The sequence below is a fragment of the Serratia sp. HNCC26DJ206 genome, assembly GCF_057180605.1.
Genome location: NZ_JBXUGP010000021.1, coordinates 75,092 through 90,750 on the forward strand (window position 1 = coordinate 75,092; position 15,659 = coordinate 90,750).

A 15,659-nucleotide genomic window follows, 5' to 3' on the forward strand; every position below is an offset into this window, starting at 1 on the left:
TCAATCAAGTGCTCGCTGGGGGTTCATCTTGTTCAACGTTAATTCCATTGCTACAGCACGCGCCGAAATCAACCCGGCGGCAAAACTCACCACGCTCCCAAGTCAGAACACTTTCCCCATTTTACAGCGGGAATGCGCGTTCGAATGCTCTATGTTCTGAGCGCTTAACATTGCGCAACGTCCACACTTGAGCTCCCTGATTGCCCTCCTACGCCTTAACCAATTCAGCCACCTCAGGACGAGCAGGCTCAGCAGAAAAGCCTCTAGCCGATACCACACATAAGAGAGTAAGAAGGATAAATTTTTTCAACATTTAATCGTCCTGTTTGCTGAGTAAAAAGAGAATTCCGACATGGCAAATACATACTCAACGACAACCCTCGACGAATTACCCTCGCAAAATCAGACGGATGTTAAACCATACCACAAGGATTAATATTGAAGCCTTCTGCCGTCAAGGCATACATTCCAACCATCATCGCTACTGCCAGAAATTGACAGTAATGCGGCTTAGCATGGGTTGCATTGAGCAACTTTTCTACCAACTCATTCACAACCGATACGGAGTATCCCCATGACAAACTTGTATTCCATTCTTTTTATGCAGCCTGAAAAATGAGTAATAACTGGATTGCCGTAGCTTCGGCAGAGCATGTGCAATGCGGTAGAACCGGCGGATTTATGCAGGTTTGCCACGGCAAAGCAGGCCCATTGCGCCGCGTGAAGCCAGGGGATCGCGTTGTTTATTATTCGCCCACCGTTGAATTTAGAGGGAAAGATAAGTTACAGGCCTTCACTGCCCTCGGCATTGTCAAACCGGGTGAGCCTTACCCATTCGATATGGGCGGCGGGTTTTGCCCTTTCCGCCGCGATGTGGCTTGGTTCAATACCAATGAAGCGCCTATTCAGCCGATCTTGAATGTTTTGGAGTTTTCCGCTGGCAATCGGAATTGGGGGTATCAACTGCGATTTGGGATTTTTCAGATCAGCACTCACGACATCAACATCATTGCGGCTGCGATGGGGATCGAACGGCTTTGTTAAATACATCGAGCTGTTGCAGCATACTTAACAATTGCCGCTCTTTGTAGACAGGGTTAATTAACCCGATTAGTCACCTGTTTATTGCACTCTGAGCGGATTTCATCGATCAGCAGTTTTGCTAATGGCGTCAAGGATCCCTGCTTGCGATAAACCAAACTATAGTGACCGTCTGGCAGTTCTTCTTTAATCGGAATAATACAAAATTGATTTTTAACAAACTCAAGATCAAACATGGGTAATGGAGCGATAGATAAATAACCGGCTTCCAGAAGAAGTCGTTCACCAACAGCAAGGGAGTCTCCTCTTAATATAGAGGACTCGGGCCCTTGACCTGAAGGGAAAAGTATTTCCTCAAGGTAGTTATAGTATCCAGGAACGGCCAAAGGTAAATACCACTTGGCATTGCGTAACTCTACAATGGAAGTACTTTTCCCTAAAGGGTGATTTTTTCTGGCAATAACGCCATACCGGCAGGTGAGTAAAGGCTCTTCAATATATTCCTCAAGAGAGATACCATTAGAGAGAATACCGATAAAGAAATCTAGCCTACCGACCTGTAACGAAGGCATTAGCTCAGACTGTTGTCCTTGATGAATAGAAATCCCGACCTTTGGGTAGCTTTTCTGGATCCTTTGGATGACATCAGGAAGAATTTTGAGTGTTTTAAGGTGAGAGCAGCCAAATGAAACGGTACCGTTCTGTAATTGACTGATTTGTTTTACTTCATCTACGGAACGCTGAATTTCATATAACACTAATTTCATACGAATTTCGAAAAGCCGCCCGATATCCGTGAGGACAACACCATTTCTCCCTCTGATGACAAGAGTTGCGCCAAGCGCAGCCTCTAGCTCTTTAAGGCTGCGTGTCACGCTTGACGGAGTTTGATTCAAAGCTTCGGCAGCAGTCTTAATACTCCCCTGCGTAATAACAGCCTCAAAGACTTTAAAATGATGAACTCTAAGGTGGGCTATCTCTGGTAATGCGGCCATGAAACACCCTTCTGTTCGGTGGATAACGATATCGTAGATTTCTTGCTTTAATTATTAAACAATAGAGAGTGAATTTTTATTTCAACCTGGTTATAAGCTAGTAAGAAACGCCTTTATTGTCAAATCACTGAGCTGAGAGGTTCAATAAAATTAATACATTACGAATTTTTCTGGTATACCCTAAATAATTCGAGTTGCATGTAGGCGGCCAGTCCGAGAGTCACCAGGAGCATAGATAACTATGTGACTGGTGCGAGCGGGCGCAGCCAACACCCAGGCAACTTGAAGTATGACGGGTATAAATACTTCATCAACTGATTAACCGATGAGATAACAAAGATTGAAACACAGGAGGGGCAAGTCGCATTACCCGTAAATGCTGAGGATTGTCGCTAAACCCCAATCCCCAGCATAACAGTCGGCAAAACTACGGCACGGTCAGAATCGCCGTGGCAGAACCGAAGAAATCACCGGCCTCCACGCTCCCCACTTTAGTCAGGGTGGAGACAAACTCCAGCGGCATCTTGATATTCGCCAGAGCACGAATCCTGACCCCCGTTGACCCACTCACGCCACCAATGGTCAACCGGGATTGCAGGCTGCCGTCGCTTCTGAGGTTCACCAGGCCATTGCCGCCCGCACCCGCAGCGTAAACCACAACATCCATTTCTTGTGTACAACGGACATAGCCGGTCTGCCGAGCTTGGTTCCCTTCAATATCTTTCAACTGAACCTGCCCGTGCGTCAGCTCAATGCTGGTTTCGGTAAATTCACATTTGCCCACCGGCGGCGGTACGATACCGCATAAACTGCTGGGCATCATGATGCTTCCGCCAGCATTCCCAGTACCCGTTGTAGACTTATAGTAAATCCCGACGCACTCCTGAGTCACCGCAGGACCAACGTGAGACTGAGTGCCGCTGCGCGGTAGCGAATACTTACGTTGAAAAGCCGCCCCCACCTCGCCTACTGTTGCATAATTCTGGATAGCATCAATATATTCGTTACCATCTGAAACGCCAGGCCCCGCCTCCCCGGCGTCGCTGTGCCGATGGCCAATAAATGCCGTGCATTGTGACCATCGATAACAGGGGTTCGGCGTAGCATCATTGGTGTCCCAATATTCAATGGTCCACCAATATTGCGCATTCGTCGGCGTACCGGTACTTCGCGTAATATATGAATAAATCGCACTCTGGGCGCTAAAAGCTGTCAGCATCGTGACAGCCAAAAGAATATTTCTCATGGCTTTCATAAACACTCCTGTGATTATCCCTTATCCGTCGAGTGTCAATTAGCCACATCGTTGATATCAGGGTAAGCCGTATTAACAGGCTACTCATATTCCAATAAGAACGTCGCGCTGGCGGTAAAGCCACCGGGAATAATGTTTTTCTGGGTAATAGCGTCTGGTTCACCCTGCACATAGGCCCGCAGGCTGAGGGTATTATTCCCCGCGAGCAGCCCCTGGTTATAACGCCCGGTATTGAGCGCCACCAGATTCCCCTGCTGCGTTTCAATACCGATGGCAATACCCTGAGTCTGGCTCGCACCCGATATCGCCAACAGTCCGTTAAGCTTGGTGCTTTCAATACCAGAAAACGTCAGCTTCACCATATTTCCCAGGCTGATATCACAATCTTCCAGATGTAATACCAAGGGTTCCCCCAGCGTACGGCCATTAAGATAAAGATATTTATCCACTATCGAACCAAAATCGACCGTAATATTTTCATCTGCCGCCCGCAATGTGCAGGGCTCCGCAACCAAAGCGCCCCTGAAACGGACATTATCGGCAGCCTGGGATAAACCGGATAAACTAATAAGCCCTAGCATCACGGGTAATAATCGTGCTGAAAACCGCATCATATTGCTCCCTATTATTGGTAATCAGCCTGAAGCGTGACTGCGGCTTCAAAGGGGCCTTCCGTTAACAACACCCCCGGCTTCTGTACCGGCACGGCCCTGAGCTGGGGCTTGCTGGCTGATGTGATAGTGAGTTCGCTCCCCAAGGTAAACGGCTGGCCGTCACGCAGGATCCTGATTCCCAAGTCGTTAATATTGGTTTGCACGGCCGCATTATCAAACGCGGTGCTGTTCCCCGTCAGTTTCAGCTTTAATACCCAGCTGTGGGTATTAGGTTCACAAACCAGATTATAATTAATGTCCTGCATATAATTAACGCCATCCACCTTTTTAATGCCGACCTTCAGGCCGAAATCAACGGTGATATTATTACCACTGTTGATGGTGCAAGGAGGCGGCTCGAGCAAGGTTCCCCGAAATGCCACATCACCCCCGGCAGCAAACGCCATCGATAAATACCCGCTTAAACCCGCAACCAGCAGGGAAAACTGTAAAATCCGCATGACTTCTGTCTCCCTCTGTTTACTGGTAATCGATTAATAACGTCGCGGCCGCCGTAAATTCACCGCCGGTCAGGGTGGCCCCACTCTGTTTGACCAGCACCGCATAAAGTTCCGGTTTGCTGGGATAGGTATAGTTAAACCAGGTATTGGCATTTAACGGCTGAGTCCCGCGATATAACGCGATCCCTAAACCGTTTTTATCCGTTCGCAGCAACGCCGAATTAAAGCTGGCCGCAGTACCCTGAATACTCATTTTCAGATTATTAGATTTCTGGATATCGCAACTCAGGCTATAGGTAATCGCCTGTTTATAATTAACGCCATCGATACGGGTGGTCATCACTTCATCACCAAAATCCACCCGAATCGTTTGATTATTATTAATCGTACAGGGCGGTGGAATAATGACCGTCCCTCTGATATTCACCGGTACGTTGGCGATAGAGGGAGCACTTATCAGCAAAACGCTCAGTAACACCCCGAAGCGATATTTGCCTATCGCCCCTGTGCGCATTGCACCCGGTACAGGATAATGTTGTTGCATTCGTTCTCTCCTTGCAGACCTGACCCGCGCCCTCTCCCTGTGACCTGGCACGACCGGTTTGGGTTAGCCCTTCTTCTCCGGCACCAGTTGGCAGTCCGCCCCACCACATCTGAACGTCAGCAGCGGGCGGCCACCATAATCGTTGACGTAGGTCAGTACCGGCGAATTGCCCAGCACAGAGGCCCCCACGCCCAGCGACGCACTCCCTTTCGGATCCAGCATCAGCGGCTCAAAACCTGGCGCACTGACGCCCTTTTGGCTCCCCGCATCCACCAGCGTCACGTAATAAGGCGTCGGATTATTGACCACATATTTGTCACCCTGCCTGGTCAACGTCAGTTGCTCCTGCCACGGCGTTGCCATCTCTGTGGTGGTCTTCACCAGCCCTTTTGGCCGATAAAACAGCTTGATGCGCGTCTGCAACGCGATCTGCAAGGTGTTGGACTTATCGCTCTTTGGTGGAATTTCGCGCAGATTGAAGTAGTACAGCGTTTCCCGATCCTGTGGCAATTGGCCCACCGTCGGCAACGCTTGCACTTTGACCTGGCTTTTCGCCCCGGCTTCAATGCGCTGTACCGGCGGCAGCACCGTCAGCGGGCTGGTCACCTTGTTACCCTTTTCATCCTCGATCCAGCCCTGTGCCAGATACGGCAGTTGCGGGTTGTCATTATTCACGCTCAGGCTGACCGACTTCTCCCCGCCGGCAAAGATAATCCGGGTACGATCCAGCGCGATAGCCGCTTGAGCCTGCGTCGTCAGTACACACAGCAAAGTTCCGGCGACCAGCGCCATCCCCGTATTCACTCTCTTCATTTCATGTCCCATCATCGTGTTACCTCAGCGTTTGTCTGTACTGCTGCCAAGTCTGTTGTGGTGGTTTTCGGGGTGATCATCCTGCACGGCAACAGCAATTCTTTCATCCCGCCGGCTGGCAACACGGTTGGCAATATCAGTTCACATTGCGCCCGATCGTCCCAGTGCACCGTCATCGTCTCACCGCGCTGGATGCCGCTCAGATACACGCTGCCGCCGTCATTGACGATCCCCACATCGCGTTTTTTCAGATTCTGTACCGTCGCCCCGAACGGCGGCATCGTGCCGTCCGCCAGCCGGATCACCGCCATCGCCTTCTCACCCGCGACCACGTCAAACCGGCGGTAACCGATCGCCCCTTCAGTCAGCGTCGCCTGCACCACCGACTTCAACGCCTCGGCATTGTCGGGCAGTTGATCCAAATCGATGTTCACCCGATTGCGGTAGTAACTGTTCATATCCGCCACCACTGCCTTGCCATAGCGGTTGGTCAACACCGGTGCGCCGTAGTTGCGGATGGGAATACCCGCCACCCCATCCGTATCCACCAGCAGACGGGTGCCACCCGGTATTGCTACGCGGTGCAATGCTGCCCCTTCACGGGTTGCGGTCATTCCACCTTGTAGAGCCAGCCCCACCGTGCTGTAGCTCCCGCTCTGAGCACTGGCGGTAGCATTAATCTGTGCCCAATCAGCCTGATGGCTGTAGAAACCACTCGCCAACGCGCCGTTGCGCGTCCACCCACTGCTCACCTGATAGCTGCCGCGATCGCCAACGCGATCGGAGTAGCTGACCCGGTGCGTGTTGTCATTGCGATCCCAGGTCCCGCTGTAGCTGACAGACCCTCTGTTGCCCCAAGGCAGGGATAGCGAGAGGAACACCCCATCGTCATTCAGCCCGTTGTACTGATTGCGGTAACCGGTTAACGACAGGCTGAGATTCTTGAAACGGCCGATATTGAGATAGCGCATCAACGACAGGCTGTAGCGATCGTTGGCTTCCCGATCCCAGTAGGTCTGGTGGTCGTAGTTCAGGTTGGCCGTCAGCCCCATGTCGCGGAACTGCTGGCTGTAGGACACCGTGTACATCTCTTTGCTGCTCTGGCTGCGAACCCCAAGGTTACGCATCTCGATAAACTCACCCATGGTCATAAAGCTGCGTTCCGAGAAGCGGTAACCGGCAAAGGTCACCTGCCCACCAATCTGATCGAAGTTCTTCGAATAACGCAGGCGGTACGATCCCCCACTCAGGGTTTCCTGCGGCAAGCGCGCTCTGGACTGAGTCACGTCAAACGACAGTGCCCCAAATGCCATCAGATCACGGCCGATCCCCAGCGCCAAGGCGTTGTACTCATCACCGGCTAAACCACCGCCGAACAGCGACCAGCCGTTGCTGATGCCCCAGGAGAATTCGCCGCTGCCAAACAGCGGGCCCTGCGTGCGATGCCGCCAGTCGGTCGGCCGTCCGCTCGCCAATTTGTAGCGCACCATGCCCGGCCGCGTCAGATAAGGGATACTGGCCGTACTGATGCTGAACGCCTGCACGCTACCGTCCTGTTCCTCGATGCGGACATCCATCAGCCCCGATACCGCATTACTCAGATCCTGAATACGGAACGGCCCGGCCGGCACCAGCGTTTCATACAGCACTCGCCCCTGCTGGCTGACCACCACTCGGGCGTTGGTACGTGCCACCCCACTCACTTCCGGCGCATAGCCGCGCAGGTTCGGTGGCAGCATCGCGTCATCGCTCACCAGGCTCACCCCGGTATAGCGGAAACTGTCAAAGATGTCGGAATTGAGAAAATCTTCACCCACCGTCAGCTTGGCGCGCAGCTGCGCGATCGCCCGGTAAGCGGTGTACTGTGTCCACTCAAATTTCTGATGGATGGGCTCACCTGAACCGGTCTGGTGATCAATCTGTGTCTGCCAACTGGCCCGTAGCCGCCAGCTTCCCGCATTAGCGCCCACCAGCCCGTTGCCGCTCAGGTTATAGCCCTTCTGCACATTGTCATTCTGGGTCTGACGCTGATTCTGCGCGTTAAGGTTGTAGTCCAGCAGCAGCCCGGGGATCCCGTTATCCCAGCGTGCTGGCGGATCCCAGTCGGCGGCGCTGTATTCCAGGTAAGCCTGCGGAATGCTGAGGTACAGGGTGTTGCTGCCCAAATCGGGGCGTACCGCCATCCCTTCAAGACTGCCGAACGCCAAACACTGGCCGTTATGCCACCAGGTCAGTTGGCGGGCAAACTCCTCTTTGAGCCCTATCTGTTCCACCAACGTGGCCGGGAGGCAGGCCTCACTGTTAGCCGGATCTTTTTCCGCCGGATAAAACTGAATCGATTGTTCCGACAGTTCCTGTTGATTAACGTTAACCACCAGGCTGTATTCGCCCGGCATTACATAGCCAGCACGGGCAAAACGCTTCAGATCGATATTGCCGCGCTCCTGCACATCCAGCACGTCGGTATTGAATTCGATGGGTTTTGCGGCAGACACCTGGCCATTCACCAGTGCCAGCGCAATCAGCAACGGCAGCAGTCGGGGGCGTGGAACCTGTACTCCTACAAGTGGGGTGCTCATCATCCATTGACCTTTATGCGTTAATGACTTTCCCGGACGTTATGGTTGTTATTGAAGGGAATACCCTGCCGGGGAAGTAAATCTGTCTTGACGCGCGGATTCTCCATCATCACGTCAGCGTACGACTCAGTAATACTCGAGTTGGTAACGCACCAGAGCGGTATAGGTGCCGGTCTGCAACGGTTGGTTGTTGCTTACCATACGGGCGGTGTAGTTCAGGCGCATTTCCTTGGCCTGCAATACCGGCGTCTGCTCGGGTAGTTCTATACCGGGAACGGCCTCATTGCCCCGCGCATCGCTCAAGACCAGCGCCACGCCACGAGCTTCGCCATCAACCCCGAAGCGGCCATCCTCATTGCGGCCGTCAAACGTGACCCGGAAATGCTGCCCGCCGAGGATATTGTCGCCGACGTGTTTCAGCGCGCAGTTCACCAGGCCGATACTGAATGGGCGTGCCAATGCCTGGCTGTTATTAACCACCTGATCGAAGGGCAGCGTACCCATATCGATGGTCTGGTCACGGCTCTTGGTATCGATATCGCAGGCGGTGGCAACGATCGCCCCGTTCATGTTAAGGCGGCTATTCCCCCAGGCTGGCAGCACGGTGACAGCGCCCACCAGTAACAGCAACGTGGCAGTAGTAAACGTATTCCCTGACATCCCTGACTCCCGTTACGGACAAAGGAAACAAAGGCTGCATACGGGAACCGCATGCAGCCACGTCCAATCTTAGTTGTATGCCAACGTAAAGTTGGTGGTCGAGGTGAAGTCACCTTCCTCGATATCCGCCAACGTAGTACCGGCATGCCCCTGCAGATAAGCAGAGAAACTCAGGGTGTTAGCACCCGCCAGCAGGTTTTGCACGGTAGTTGCAGTGCCCAGTTTGATCGGTTGGTTAGAACCGTCGAACATGGCAATACTCGCCCCCTGGGCACCGGTGATGGCCAGCAGCGTATTGGTGTTACCCGTAGCGCCACCATTTGGGCCACCGAAAGTCACCTGCACCTTGTTCTTGCTGGAGATATCGCAACCTTGCAGCTTGATATCAAAGTTCAATACGCTGGATTTACCGCCGTTCACCAGGGCCACGTTGGCTACCTGACCGAAGCTTTTGGTCTGATCAAGGCTTTCTGGTGCAATGGAGCAAGGGGCATCGATGATCTTGCCTACGAAATTGACTTTACCTGAACCGGCATCAGCATTTGCCAAAGACACCATTCCCAGAGACAAAATCGTAGCCAGCGCAATGTTATTCAGTTTCATGTTTTCTTTATCCTTAAAACGTTAATTAACGAGAGATCCAGGTATATAATTCCGTCACAATAAAAACCGTACCGAGCGTTCGTTACAGTTTAATTTGGACGTTGGTTGATATACTTGGCAGCATCCTTTCATTTGATATAAAAGAAGGCTTCCTTTCCTTCCCCTTTATTTTCGAAGGGGCGGCACACCAGAAAAAAAGCAACACTCTTCCGGTGCTTCATCCAATGAACAAAGCAAAAAGGTAAAATAATGGTCTACGCAACAGCCCTAAAAGGACGAATTTCACACTATAAAAAAGTCAGCACCCGTTTTATCTATCGAATACTAATACATTAAAAGGGGGAAACTCTACCCGCTATTTCATAAGACATATCACATACCTGTCTTCGGAAAAATTATTGCAAACGCCCCTGAATTTTGAAAGTATTTTTTCTGAATAACGCAATTTCGCCATAAAAGTCTTAATTTTTAGCAAGAATTTTCCTATTGCGACAACACTGGTCGCAAAACCAGATTAATCAGAATTTAATTCTGCAAAAATGGATACGGACGATTTCATTGATCGTAAATTTCATTTTTACAAAACAATAACCTATGGTAGCTTAGGGTGGAGAACTAATGCCTCATGCAAGTGGCAAAGATGCTTTGGTTTTAGATGATTTTCCTTAGCAGCCACAGAGAGAAAACATCCGCAGAGCAAGATTAATCCCCCTCATCAATCTCTATCAAGACACATTAAAAGGAGGTAGTGAAATATGTCTTATCACAATAAAGAAAGAGAACAGCAGCTTAATAATGTACTTAATGCCCTACGGGCCCTATGCAAGCGCGATGTTCACCACTCAGCCATCCCCCCACAAGTAAATTGGCCCAAAACTCGGGAGATAGCGGAATACTGTGAAATTACCATTTATCTTGCACGTTACTATCTGCTGAGATTAGTTGATGATAAAAAGGCTTATGTTACCTCAGGCTCACTCAATAACAGTTTACGCTGGTACATCGCCGAATCAGCCCCACGGTCTAAGCAGCATGAAAAAAGGGAGATACAGTCCGCCACGGCAGAAAATTAAATACACTGACTGACCTTCAGACATCTGTTTCACCTTTATTTTTCACTGATACTCACCCATTACAGTACCTGTCTCTCTCTTATACTCTCAATAATTCGAGTTTCAGGAAGGCAGCAAGCCGGAGAACCCTAGAGCATAGATAACGCTGTGACATGGGTAAGCGAAGAATCTGCCAGGAGCAGGTTTGAGTGCTGCTTGCAGCGGCCCCATTGGGGCGAGGCCCACGGACGGGCCGAGTAACAAAGCCAACGCACATGCAGCTTGAAGTATGGCGAGTATCTCACCGTATAACAGACCCCCTGGTAGAAAGGACTCCGTATCATGGCACAGCCACTCTCCATCCTGATAATCGATGCCGACCGCTATTTTACCTATGGCCTGCGCCTAGGGTTGCAGGGTTTTTTCCAGTCTCGCGGCCAAGACATTCATCTGCTGGATGAAGCACACACTGATGACCCGATTGACCTCATTTTCTTGGGTGATCTCATCACCAGCCCTCCGTGGCTTTACCGATTACATCAACGGAATTGCCATCCGATGATGTTTTTTATCAAACCTCAAGGGCGGAGCAAAAGCGTATTCAAACGCGGACTACAGTGCGAAAAATGCCATGCGGGGACACTGTACCGTCACCAGACTCTGTTTTCCTTGTTTGATCTGTTGGATTCCGTCTTGTCTTCGCCCCCTCTGCCGTCAGGGCCGTTTCACCATGATTGCCCGTGTATGTCCCCGTTGACGCCACGGGAAATGGATGTTTTACGCTGTATCTACCGTGGGATGAACGGGCGTGATACCGGCGCACATTTAGCCATCAACGTGAAAACGGCTAATGCCCACAAGCAAAGTGCCATGCGGAAACTGAATTTCAAGTGTAATCAGGAACTGTATCAATGGCTCCTTCAGGGAGGAGGGCGCTATTTAAACGAACGGGCACTGGCGGAAATGCACCTTTTGGCGCCGCAACCAGAGATACCAACAGAAACCGGGTATCTATCGCCGACGCAGCTAATCGTACGGGAGATAAACAACTCGTATCCGGCCTCAGCCCGACATCAACGGTCAAAGACCCGCAACCAGCCCAAGCATGCACCCAGGTTATGCGCTTCAATGGCCAAAACGGTTTGACGCCTGCATCCTTTAGCCAAGGACAGGTAAGGACAATGATTTTTCCACTCTTTATAAATGGACGTCTACGGGCGTCCACTTGCCGTTAACATCCTGCTGCTATCACGACGCTCCCACTGCATTCAACCAATTCCTTCCTGTATCAAGCCCCATCCGGGCCACGAATTGAAAGGCTAGAACTCTGTGCTACGCTTAATACCGTTATTAATAGTCAAAGGCCTGTCTAGGGAACGCTCAGGAACATTGGATATCACCATGTTTATGCCCTGCGACGGATGCGTTGCCAAATGACCGCCAACCGTGACGATGTGACATGGAGGGACACCGCCTGATGCCAGAAATACCTCGCGAAAAGCCTCCACGCACCGATCAGCAAATAGAAGATAACTTGCCGGTGACAGCAAAACGGCTGACCGCATGGCGGTTTATCTCCTCTGCCTATGTTACGTTTGCGGCAAATACAACGACTATGGCGTTACTGGTATCCAACACAAACAGATGAACCGCAAAGTGATACTCGGCATGGATCTGTGGCCTTGAGTAACGATATTTCTTTACTGGTGAGCTAACGTAATAGCTGTTTTCCCACTCCCAACGGTATGGTAAGGAAGAAAGAATGAACTTTGAAACTCAGTCAATTGGCAATGTATTGGTTGTTACTCTTTTGGACAGGCGGTTGGATGCATCGGTTTCTGCTCAGTTTAAGGCAGATATACAAGCCATGATTACGCAGGGGACCCACAATATTTTGCTGGATTTCGCTCAGGTTGATTTCATCGACAGCAGTTTTTTAGGCGCTCTGGTTTCTCTTCTGAAAGCCTTACATGGCAAAGGTGAGCTCGCGGTCTGCTCACTGAACAACAATATCCACAGTATGTTCAAGCTAACCCGGATGGATAAAATATTTACTATCGGCGCTGATCAAAGCAATGCATTACAACAAATGTGCTAATTAGCACCTTGATTAACAAGGAATATTCATTATGAAAGCCATGATTCTTGCCGCAGGTAAAGGAACCAGAGCCAGACCGCTGACCACCATATTGCCAAAGCCAATGATCCCATTAATCCGCAAGCCGATTATGGAGTCGATCGTTGAGCATTTAAGAGAGTATGGATTTAATCAGTTAATGGTCAATACCAGCTACCTTTCCGCAGATATCGAGAATTATTTCCGCGATGGTCATGCCTGGGGAGTGGAAATGGGTTACTCCTACGAAGGGGTGATGGAAGGGAATACCTTTGTTGATAACGTGCTGGGCTCCGCCGGTGGCATGAAGCACATCCAGAATTTCTCGGGCTTTTTTGATGACACTTTTGTCGTGGTGTGTGGTGACGCATTAATTGATGTGGACTTCGACCAGGTATTGGCTTTTCATCGGGCCAGAAAAAGTGTCGCTACCCTGATCATGCGCCCTGTGCCAGCCGATCAAGTGAGTAAATACGGGATTGTCGTCACCGATGACCAAGGCCGAGTCAGTAAGTTTCAGGAAAAACCTAAAGCAGAAGAGGCGTTATCAAACAATGCCAATACGGGGATCTATGTGTTTGAACCCGAGATATTCAACTATATTCCTGATGGCGTTGAATATGATATTGGCAGCCAGTTGTTCCCTAAACTGGCTGAGTTAGGCGTTCCTTTCTACGGTATTGCCTTGCCATTCCAGTGGGTAGACATTGGCTCATTGCAGGACTTCTGGCATGTGAACCGCATGATCCTTAATCGGGAACTGCCGGATTATCCGATGCCGGGCATTCAGGTTGCGCCGCAAATCTGGTGCGGGCTTAACGTTAAAGCCGATTTTGCCAACCTGGATATTGAAGGGCCGGTCTATATTGGCAGCAGTACCGAAATACAACCAGGAGTGACCATCAGGGGGCCTGCGATTATTGGCGCCGGTTGTCTATTGGAGCAAGGTGCCGTGGTCGATCAAAGCTTTGTGGCTGATTACACCCGGGTCGGTGGAATTGCACAGCTATACCAGCAGATGATTTTTGCCGGGAAAGTGATTTCACCGGACGGCACTGCCATCGATTTGTCTGATGCAGGATTGAACTGGCTCATTGATGATAAACGGCGCACAGACATTATCACGGCGGAGAAGTCGTTATTCAAAGAGCTGCTCACCAAAGATACCTTGTCATAAGCGCTGGTCGCCAAGGCGAATGCAGGCTCCGCTAATGTGCTACATTATTGTGAGCCTGCAGTTGCGCCATTTATAGGGAGAAACAAGCACGTTTCACGGGTGATTATATATTGCCAGTGAAGATAGCCATGCCTGTAAAAGCAGCGGTAAGCGTTACCAAAGGAACAAAGAAAGCATGATATACCGAGCTCTTCATATACTTTATAACCAACACTAAAGACAGAGCTAACCCCACCACCGCCACCGGTAAAGAAAACAGATGGTCAATCATTCTCCATGCAAAACCATAGCCGAGTTCTTTCGACAAGAAAATGGGATAAATGAAGAATGACAGCGTTATAGCCACAGCAACACCGCTCTGAAAAAAAGCCGGAGGTTTAAAAAACACGGTAAGCAGAACTGCACCTGCAACCGTCGCTAGATAATAGATAAAAGCAATCTGGTAATCGAGATTACTCCATTGCCGAAAAAGCAAGCTAAACACTAACACCATCAAAACTATAGTAACAACGGCAATAATATCGTAAGTACGGCGAGTCATGCGCTGCATCCTATCTGTTCAGCCTGTATAAAGATGGGTGTAATTGCTGGCCGTTTGTATAACGAGGAGGGGACAAAGCCTCTTAGCCCTCTCCGAGTCCCAATTAAAGGGAAATCAGGCACAACCCAATAATCAGGGGCACTCACTCATTGGCCCACTTCATTTTCTAAGCGGCCGATCCCCTCGATCTCAATGCGCACGACATCACCGGTCTGCAAGAAGCGTGGCGGCGTGAAACCAACCCCCACCCCAGCTGGCGTTCCGGTTGCAATAATATCGCCTGGTTTCAGTTCGATACCGGCAGATAAGGTGGCGATTAATGACGGAATATCAAAAATCAGATCGCGGATATTGGAATTTTGGCGTAGTTCACCGTTGACCCAACACTGTATGGCCACCGAGGTAAGATCGATTTCATCCGCCGACACCAGCCATGGCCCCATCGGGCAAAACCCGTCCAGCGACTTCCCCATAAACCACTGACGATGATTTTTTTGTAAATCACGGGCGGTGACGTCATTAATAATGGTGTAACCCCAGACGTGATCGAGCGCATCGGCCTTGCTGATGCCACGGCCGCCCTTACCAATAATCACTGCCAACTCAGCCTCATAATCCAACTGATCGGTGACTTGCGCATGGCGTGGGATTTTGGCACCGCTAGCAATCACGGTTTCTGGCGTTTTGGTGAACACCACGGCAAACTCTGGCGCTACCTCATCGGCTTTTGCGCTATGGTCAAAGCCCGATTTGCTGAACTCAGCGGCATGCTCGCGATAGTTTTTGCCGATGCAAAAAATGTTACGTGCGGGGAGCAGTGGAGCACAAATGCTGACGTCCACCAGCGGGTAGCCTTCCCCTTTAGGCACTAAGTCACTTTTGATCCTTTCCCACTGACACAGCAGTTGGTTCATATTTACTGCCAGGCCCGGCATAATTTCAGCCACCGGCCAGTAACGCGCCCGTGCAGCGTCGATCAGCGCCACAAAACTGGCTTCATGGTTTTTCTGTAACGTCGCTAATTTCATTATTCAGTCCTTTTATTGGCATCCATCGGGTTTTAATGTAGGCCGATCGGAAAGGACTGCAAGAGTTTTCATTCTAGCCATGAGGACGACAAAGGCAGGGGAAAATGTCCTGCCTAAGGTTGATGACAAAGTGGTTTTTAA

At 50.5% G+C, this 15,659-nt stretch carries 16 protein-coding genes; 5 read left to right on the forward strand and 11 right to left on the reverse strand.

Annotation, left to right across the window (positions count from 1 at the left end):
- Positions 1-615: 615 nt before the first annotated feature.
- The gene (locus tag AC2A1E_RS15315) at positions 616-1,044 is read left to right on the forward strand and encodes an EVE domain-containing protein (protein WP_484384452.1); all 429 of its coding nucleotides are present in this window, start codon (positions 616-618) and stop codon (positions 1,042-1,044) included.
- Positions 1,045-1,097: 53 nt separating this feature from the next.
- Here the strand turns inward: AC2A1E_RS15315 and AC2A1E_RS15320 are convergent, their stop codons facing one another.
- The 9 genes from AC2A1E_RS15320 to AC2A1E_RS15360 form a co-directional block, all read right to left on the reverse strand.
- Positions 1,098-2,036 carry a LysR substrate-binding domain-containing protein gene (locus AC2A1E_RS15320; RefSeq protein ID WP_484384453.1) on the reverse strand — a complete coding sequence of 313 codons (939 nt, stop codon included), beginning with the start codon at positions 2,034-2,036 and terminating at the stop codon, positions 1,098-1,100.
- A 427-nt stretch (positions 2,037-2,463) separates the two neighbouring features.
- Positions 2,464-3,291 carry an MrpH family fimbial adhesin gene (locus tag AC2A1E_RS15325; protein ID WP_484384454.1) on the reverse strand — a complete coding sequence of 276 codons (828 nt, stop codon included), beginning with the start codon at positions 3,289-3,291 and terminating at the stop codon, positions 2,464-2,466.
- 80 nt (positions 3,292-3,371) lie between these two features.
- Positions 3,372-3,905 carry a fimbrial protein gene (locus tag AC2A1E_RS15330; protein WP_484384455.1) on the reverse strand — a complete coding sequence of 178 codons (534 nt, stop codon included), beginning with the start codon at positions 3,903-3,905 and terminating at the stop codon, positions 3,372-3,374.
- An 11-nt stretch (positions 3,906-3,916) separates the two neighbouring features.
- On the reverse strand, positions 3,917-4,405 hold the full coding sequence (locus AC2A1E_RS15335; protein ID WP_484384456.1) for a fimbrial protein: 489 nt from the start codon (positions 4,403-4,405) through the stop codon (positions 3,917-3,919).
- 19 nt (positions 4,406-4,424) lie between these two features.
- Positions 4,425-4,949 (reverse strand): fimbrial protein, encoded by a 525-nt coding sequence (locus AC2A1E_RS15340; protein WP_484384457.1) that lies wholly within the window; start codon positions 4,947-4,949, stop codon positions 4,425-4,427.
- A 63-nt stretch (positions 4,950-5,012) separates the two neighbouring features.
- Complete coding sequence (locus AC2A1E_RS15345; protein WP_484384458.1) at positions 5,013-5,762, reverse strand: fimbria/pilus periplasmic chaperone; 750 nt, start codon at positions 5,760-5,762, stop codon at positions 5,013-5,015.
- Positions 5,763-5,773: 11 nt separating this feature from the next.
- Positions 5,774-8,344, reverse strand: a complete 2,571-nt coding sequence (locus tag AC2A1E_RS15350; RefSeq protein ID WP_484384459.1) for an outer membrane usher protein — start codon at positions 8,342-8,344, stop codon at positions 5,774-5,776.
- 123 nt (positions 8,345-8,467) lie between these two features.
- A complete protein-coding gene (locus AC2A1E_RS15355) occupies positions 8,468-9,001 on the reverse strand; it encodes a fimbrial protein (protein WP_484384460.1) in 534 nt (177 codons plus the stop codon).
- A gap of 69 nt (positions 9,002-9,070) precedes the next feature.
- Positions 9,071-9,604 carry a fimbrial protein gene (locus AC2A1E_RS15360; protein WP_484384461.1) on the reverse strand — a complete coding sequence of 178 codons (534 nt, stop codon included), beginning with the start codon at positions 9,602-9,604 and terminating at the stop codon, positions 9,071-9,073.
- A gap of 755 nt (positions 9,605-10,359) precedes the next feature.
- Here AC2A1E_RS15360 and AC2A1E_RS15365 point away from each other — a divergent pair.
- From AC2A1E_RS15365 to AC2A1E_RS15380, 4 genes are all read left to right on the forward strand, one after another.
- Positions 10,360-10,677, forward strand: coding sequence for a FaeA/PapI family transcriptional regulator (locus AC2A1E_RS15365; protein ID WP_484384462.1), 318 nt, complete (start codon positions 10,360-10,362; stop codon positions 10,675-10,677).
- Positions 10,678-10,998: 321 nt separating this feature from the next.
- A complete protein-coding gene (locus AC2A1E_RS15370; protein ID WP_484384463.1) occupies positions 10,999-11,802 on the forward strand; it encodes a helix-turn-helix domain-containing protein in 804 nt (267 codons plus the stop codon).
- A 616-nt stretch (positions 11,803-12,418) separates the two neighbouring features.
- The gene (locus AC2A1E_RS15375; protein ID WP_484384464.1) at positions 12,419-12,754 is read left to right on the forward strand and encodes an STAS domain-containing protein; all 336 of its coding nucleotides are present in this window, start codon (positions 12,419-12,421) and stop codon (positions 12,752-12,754) included.
- Between the two features lie 31 nt (positions 12,755-12,785).
- The gene (locus AC2A1E_RS15380) at positions 12,786-13,949 is read left to right on the forward strand and encodes a nucleotidyltransferase family protein (protein WP_484384465.1); all 1,164 of its coding nucleotides are present in this window, start codon (positions 12,786-12,788) and stop codon (positions 13,947-13,949) included.
- A 103-nt stretch (positions 13,950-14,052) separates the two neighbouring features.
- On the opposite strand, the gene AC2A1E_RS15385 is transcribed toward AC2A1E_RS15380, so the two are convergent.
- Entirely contained in the window at positions 14,053-14,490 is a 438-nt protein-coding gene (locus AC2A1E_RS15385; RefSeq protein ID WP_484384466.1) for a hypothetical protein, read from the reverse strand.
- 146 nt (positions 14,491-14,636) lie between these two features.
- A complete protein-coding gene (locus tag AC2A1E_RS15390; RefSeq protein ID WP_484384467.1) occupies positions 14,637-15,518 on the reverse strand; it encodes a fumarylacetoacetate hydrolase family protein in 882 nt (293 codons plus the stop codon).
- Positions 15,519-15,659 lie beyond the last annotated feature (141 nt).

What these genes read in the sequence shown, in the direction of transcription:
- AC2A1E_RS15345 (WP_484384458.1), bottom strand. Translation starts at nt 5,762, where the DNA reads ATGAAGAGAGTGAATACGGGGATGGCGCTGGTCGCCGGAACTTTGCTG.
- AC2A1E_RS15320 (WP_484384453.1), bottom strand. Translation starts at nt 2,036, where the DNA reads ATGGCCGCATTACCAGAGATAGCCCACCTTAGAGTTCATCATTTTAAA.
- AC2A1E_RS15340 (WP_484384457.1), bottom strand. Translation starts at nt 4,949, where the DNA reads ATGCAACAACATTATCCTGTACCGGGTGCAATGCGCACAGGGGCGATA.
- AC2A1E_RS15365 (WP_484384462.1), top strand. Translation starts at nt 10,360, where the DNA reads ATGTCTTATCACAATAAAGAAAGAGAACAGCAGCTTAATAATGTACTT.
- AC2A1E_RS15370 (WP_484384463.1), top strand. Translation starts at nt 10,999, where the DNA reads ATGGCACAGCCACTCTCCATCCTGATAATCGATGCCGACCGCTATTTT.
- AC2A1E_RS15335 (WP_484384456.1), bottom strand. Translation starts at nt 4,405, where the DNA reads ATGCGGATTTTACAGTTTTCCCTGCTGGTTGCGGGTTTAAGCGGGTAT.
- AC2A1E_RS15315 (WP_484384452.1), top strand. Translation starts at nt 616, where the DNA reads ATGAGTAATAACTGGATTGCCGTAGCTTCGGCAGAGCATGTGCAATGC.
- AC2A1E_RS15375 (WP_484384464.1), top strand. Translation starts at nt 12,419, where the DNA reads ATGAACTTTGAAACTCAGTCAATTGGCAATGTATTGGTTGTTACTCTT.
- AC2A1E_RS15350 (WP_484384459.1), bottom strand. Translation starts at nt 8,344, where the DNA reads ATGATGAGCACCCCACTTGTAGGAGTACAGGTTCCACGCCCCCGACTG.
- AC2A1E_RS15355 (WP_484384460.1), bottom strand. Translation starts at nt 9,001, where the DNA reads ATGTCAGGGAATACGTTTACTACTGCCACGTTGCTGTTACTGGTGGGC.
- AC2A1E_RS15380 (WP_484384465.1), top strand. Translation starts at nt 12,786, where the DNA reads ATGAAAGCCATGATTCTTGCCGCAGGTAAAGGAACCAGAGCCAGACCG.
- AC2A1E_RS15360 (WP_484384461.1), bottom strand. Translation starts at nt 9,604, where the DNA reads ATGAAACTGAATAACATTGCGCTGGCTACGATTTTGTCTCTGGGAATG.
- AC2A1E_RS15385 (WP_484384466.1), bottom strand. Translation starts at nt 14,490, where the DNA reads ATGACTCGCCGTACTTACGATATTATTGCCGTTGTTACTATAGTTTTG.
- AC2A1E_RS15330 (WP_484384455.1), bottom strand. Translation starts at nt 3,905, where the DNA reads ATGATGCGGTTTTCAGCACGATTATTACCCGTGATGCTAGGGCTTATT.
- AC2A1E_RS15390 (WP_484384467.1), bottom strand. Translation starts at nt 15,518, where the DNA reads ATGAAATTAGCGACGTTACAGAAAAACCATGAAGCCAGTTTTGTGGCG.
- AC2A1E_RS15325 (WP_484384454.1), bottom strand. Translation starts at nt 3,291, where the DNA reads ATGAAAGCCATGAGAAATATTCTTTTGGCTGTCACGATGCTGACAGCT.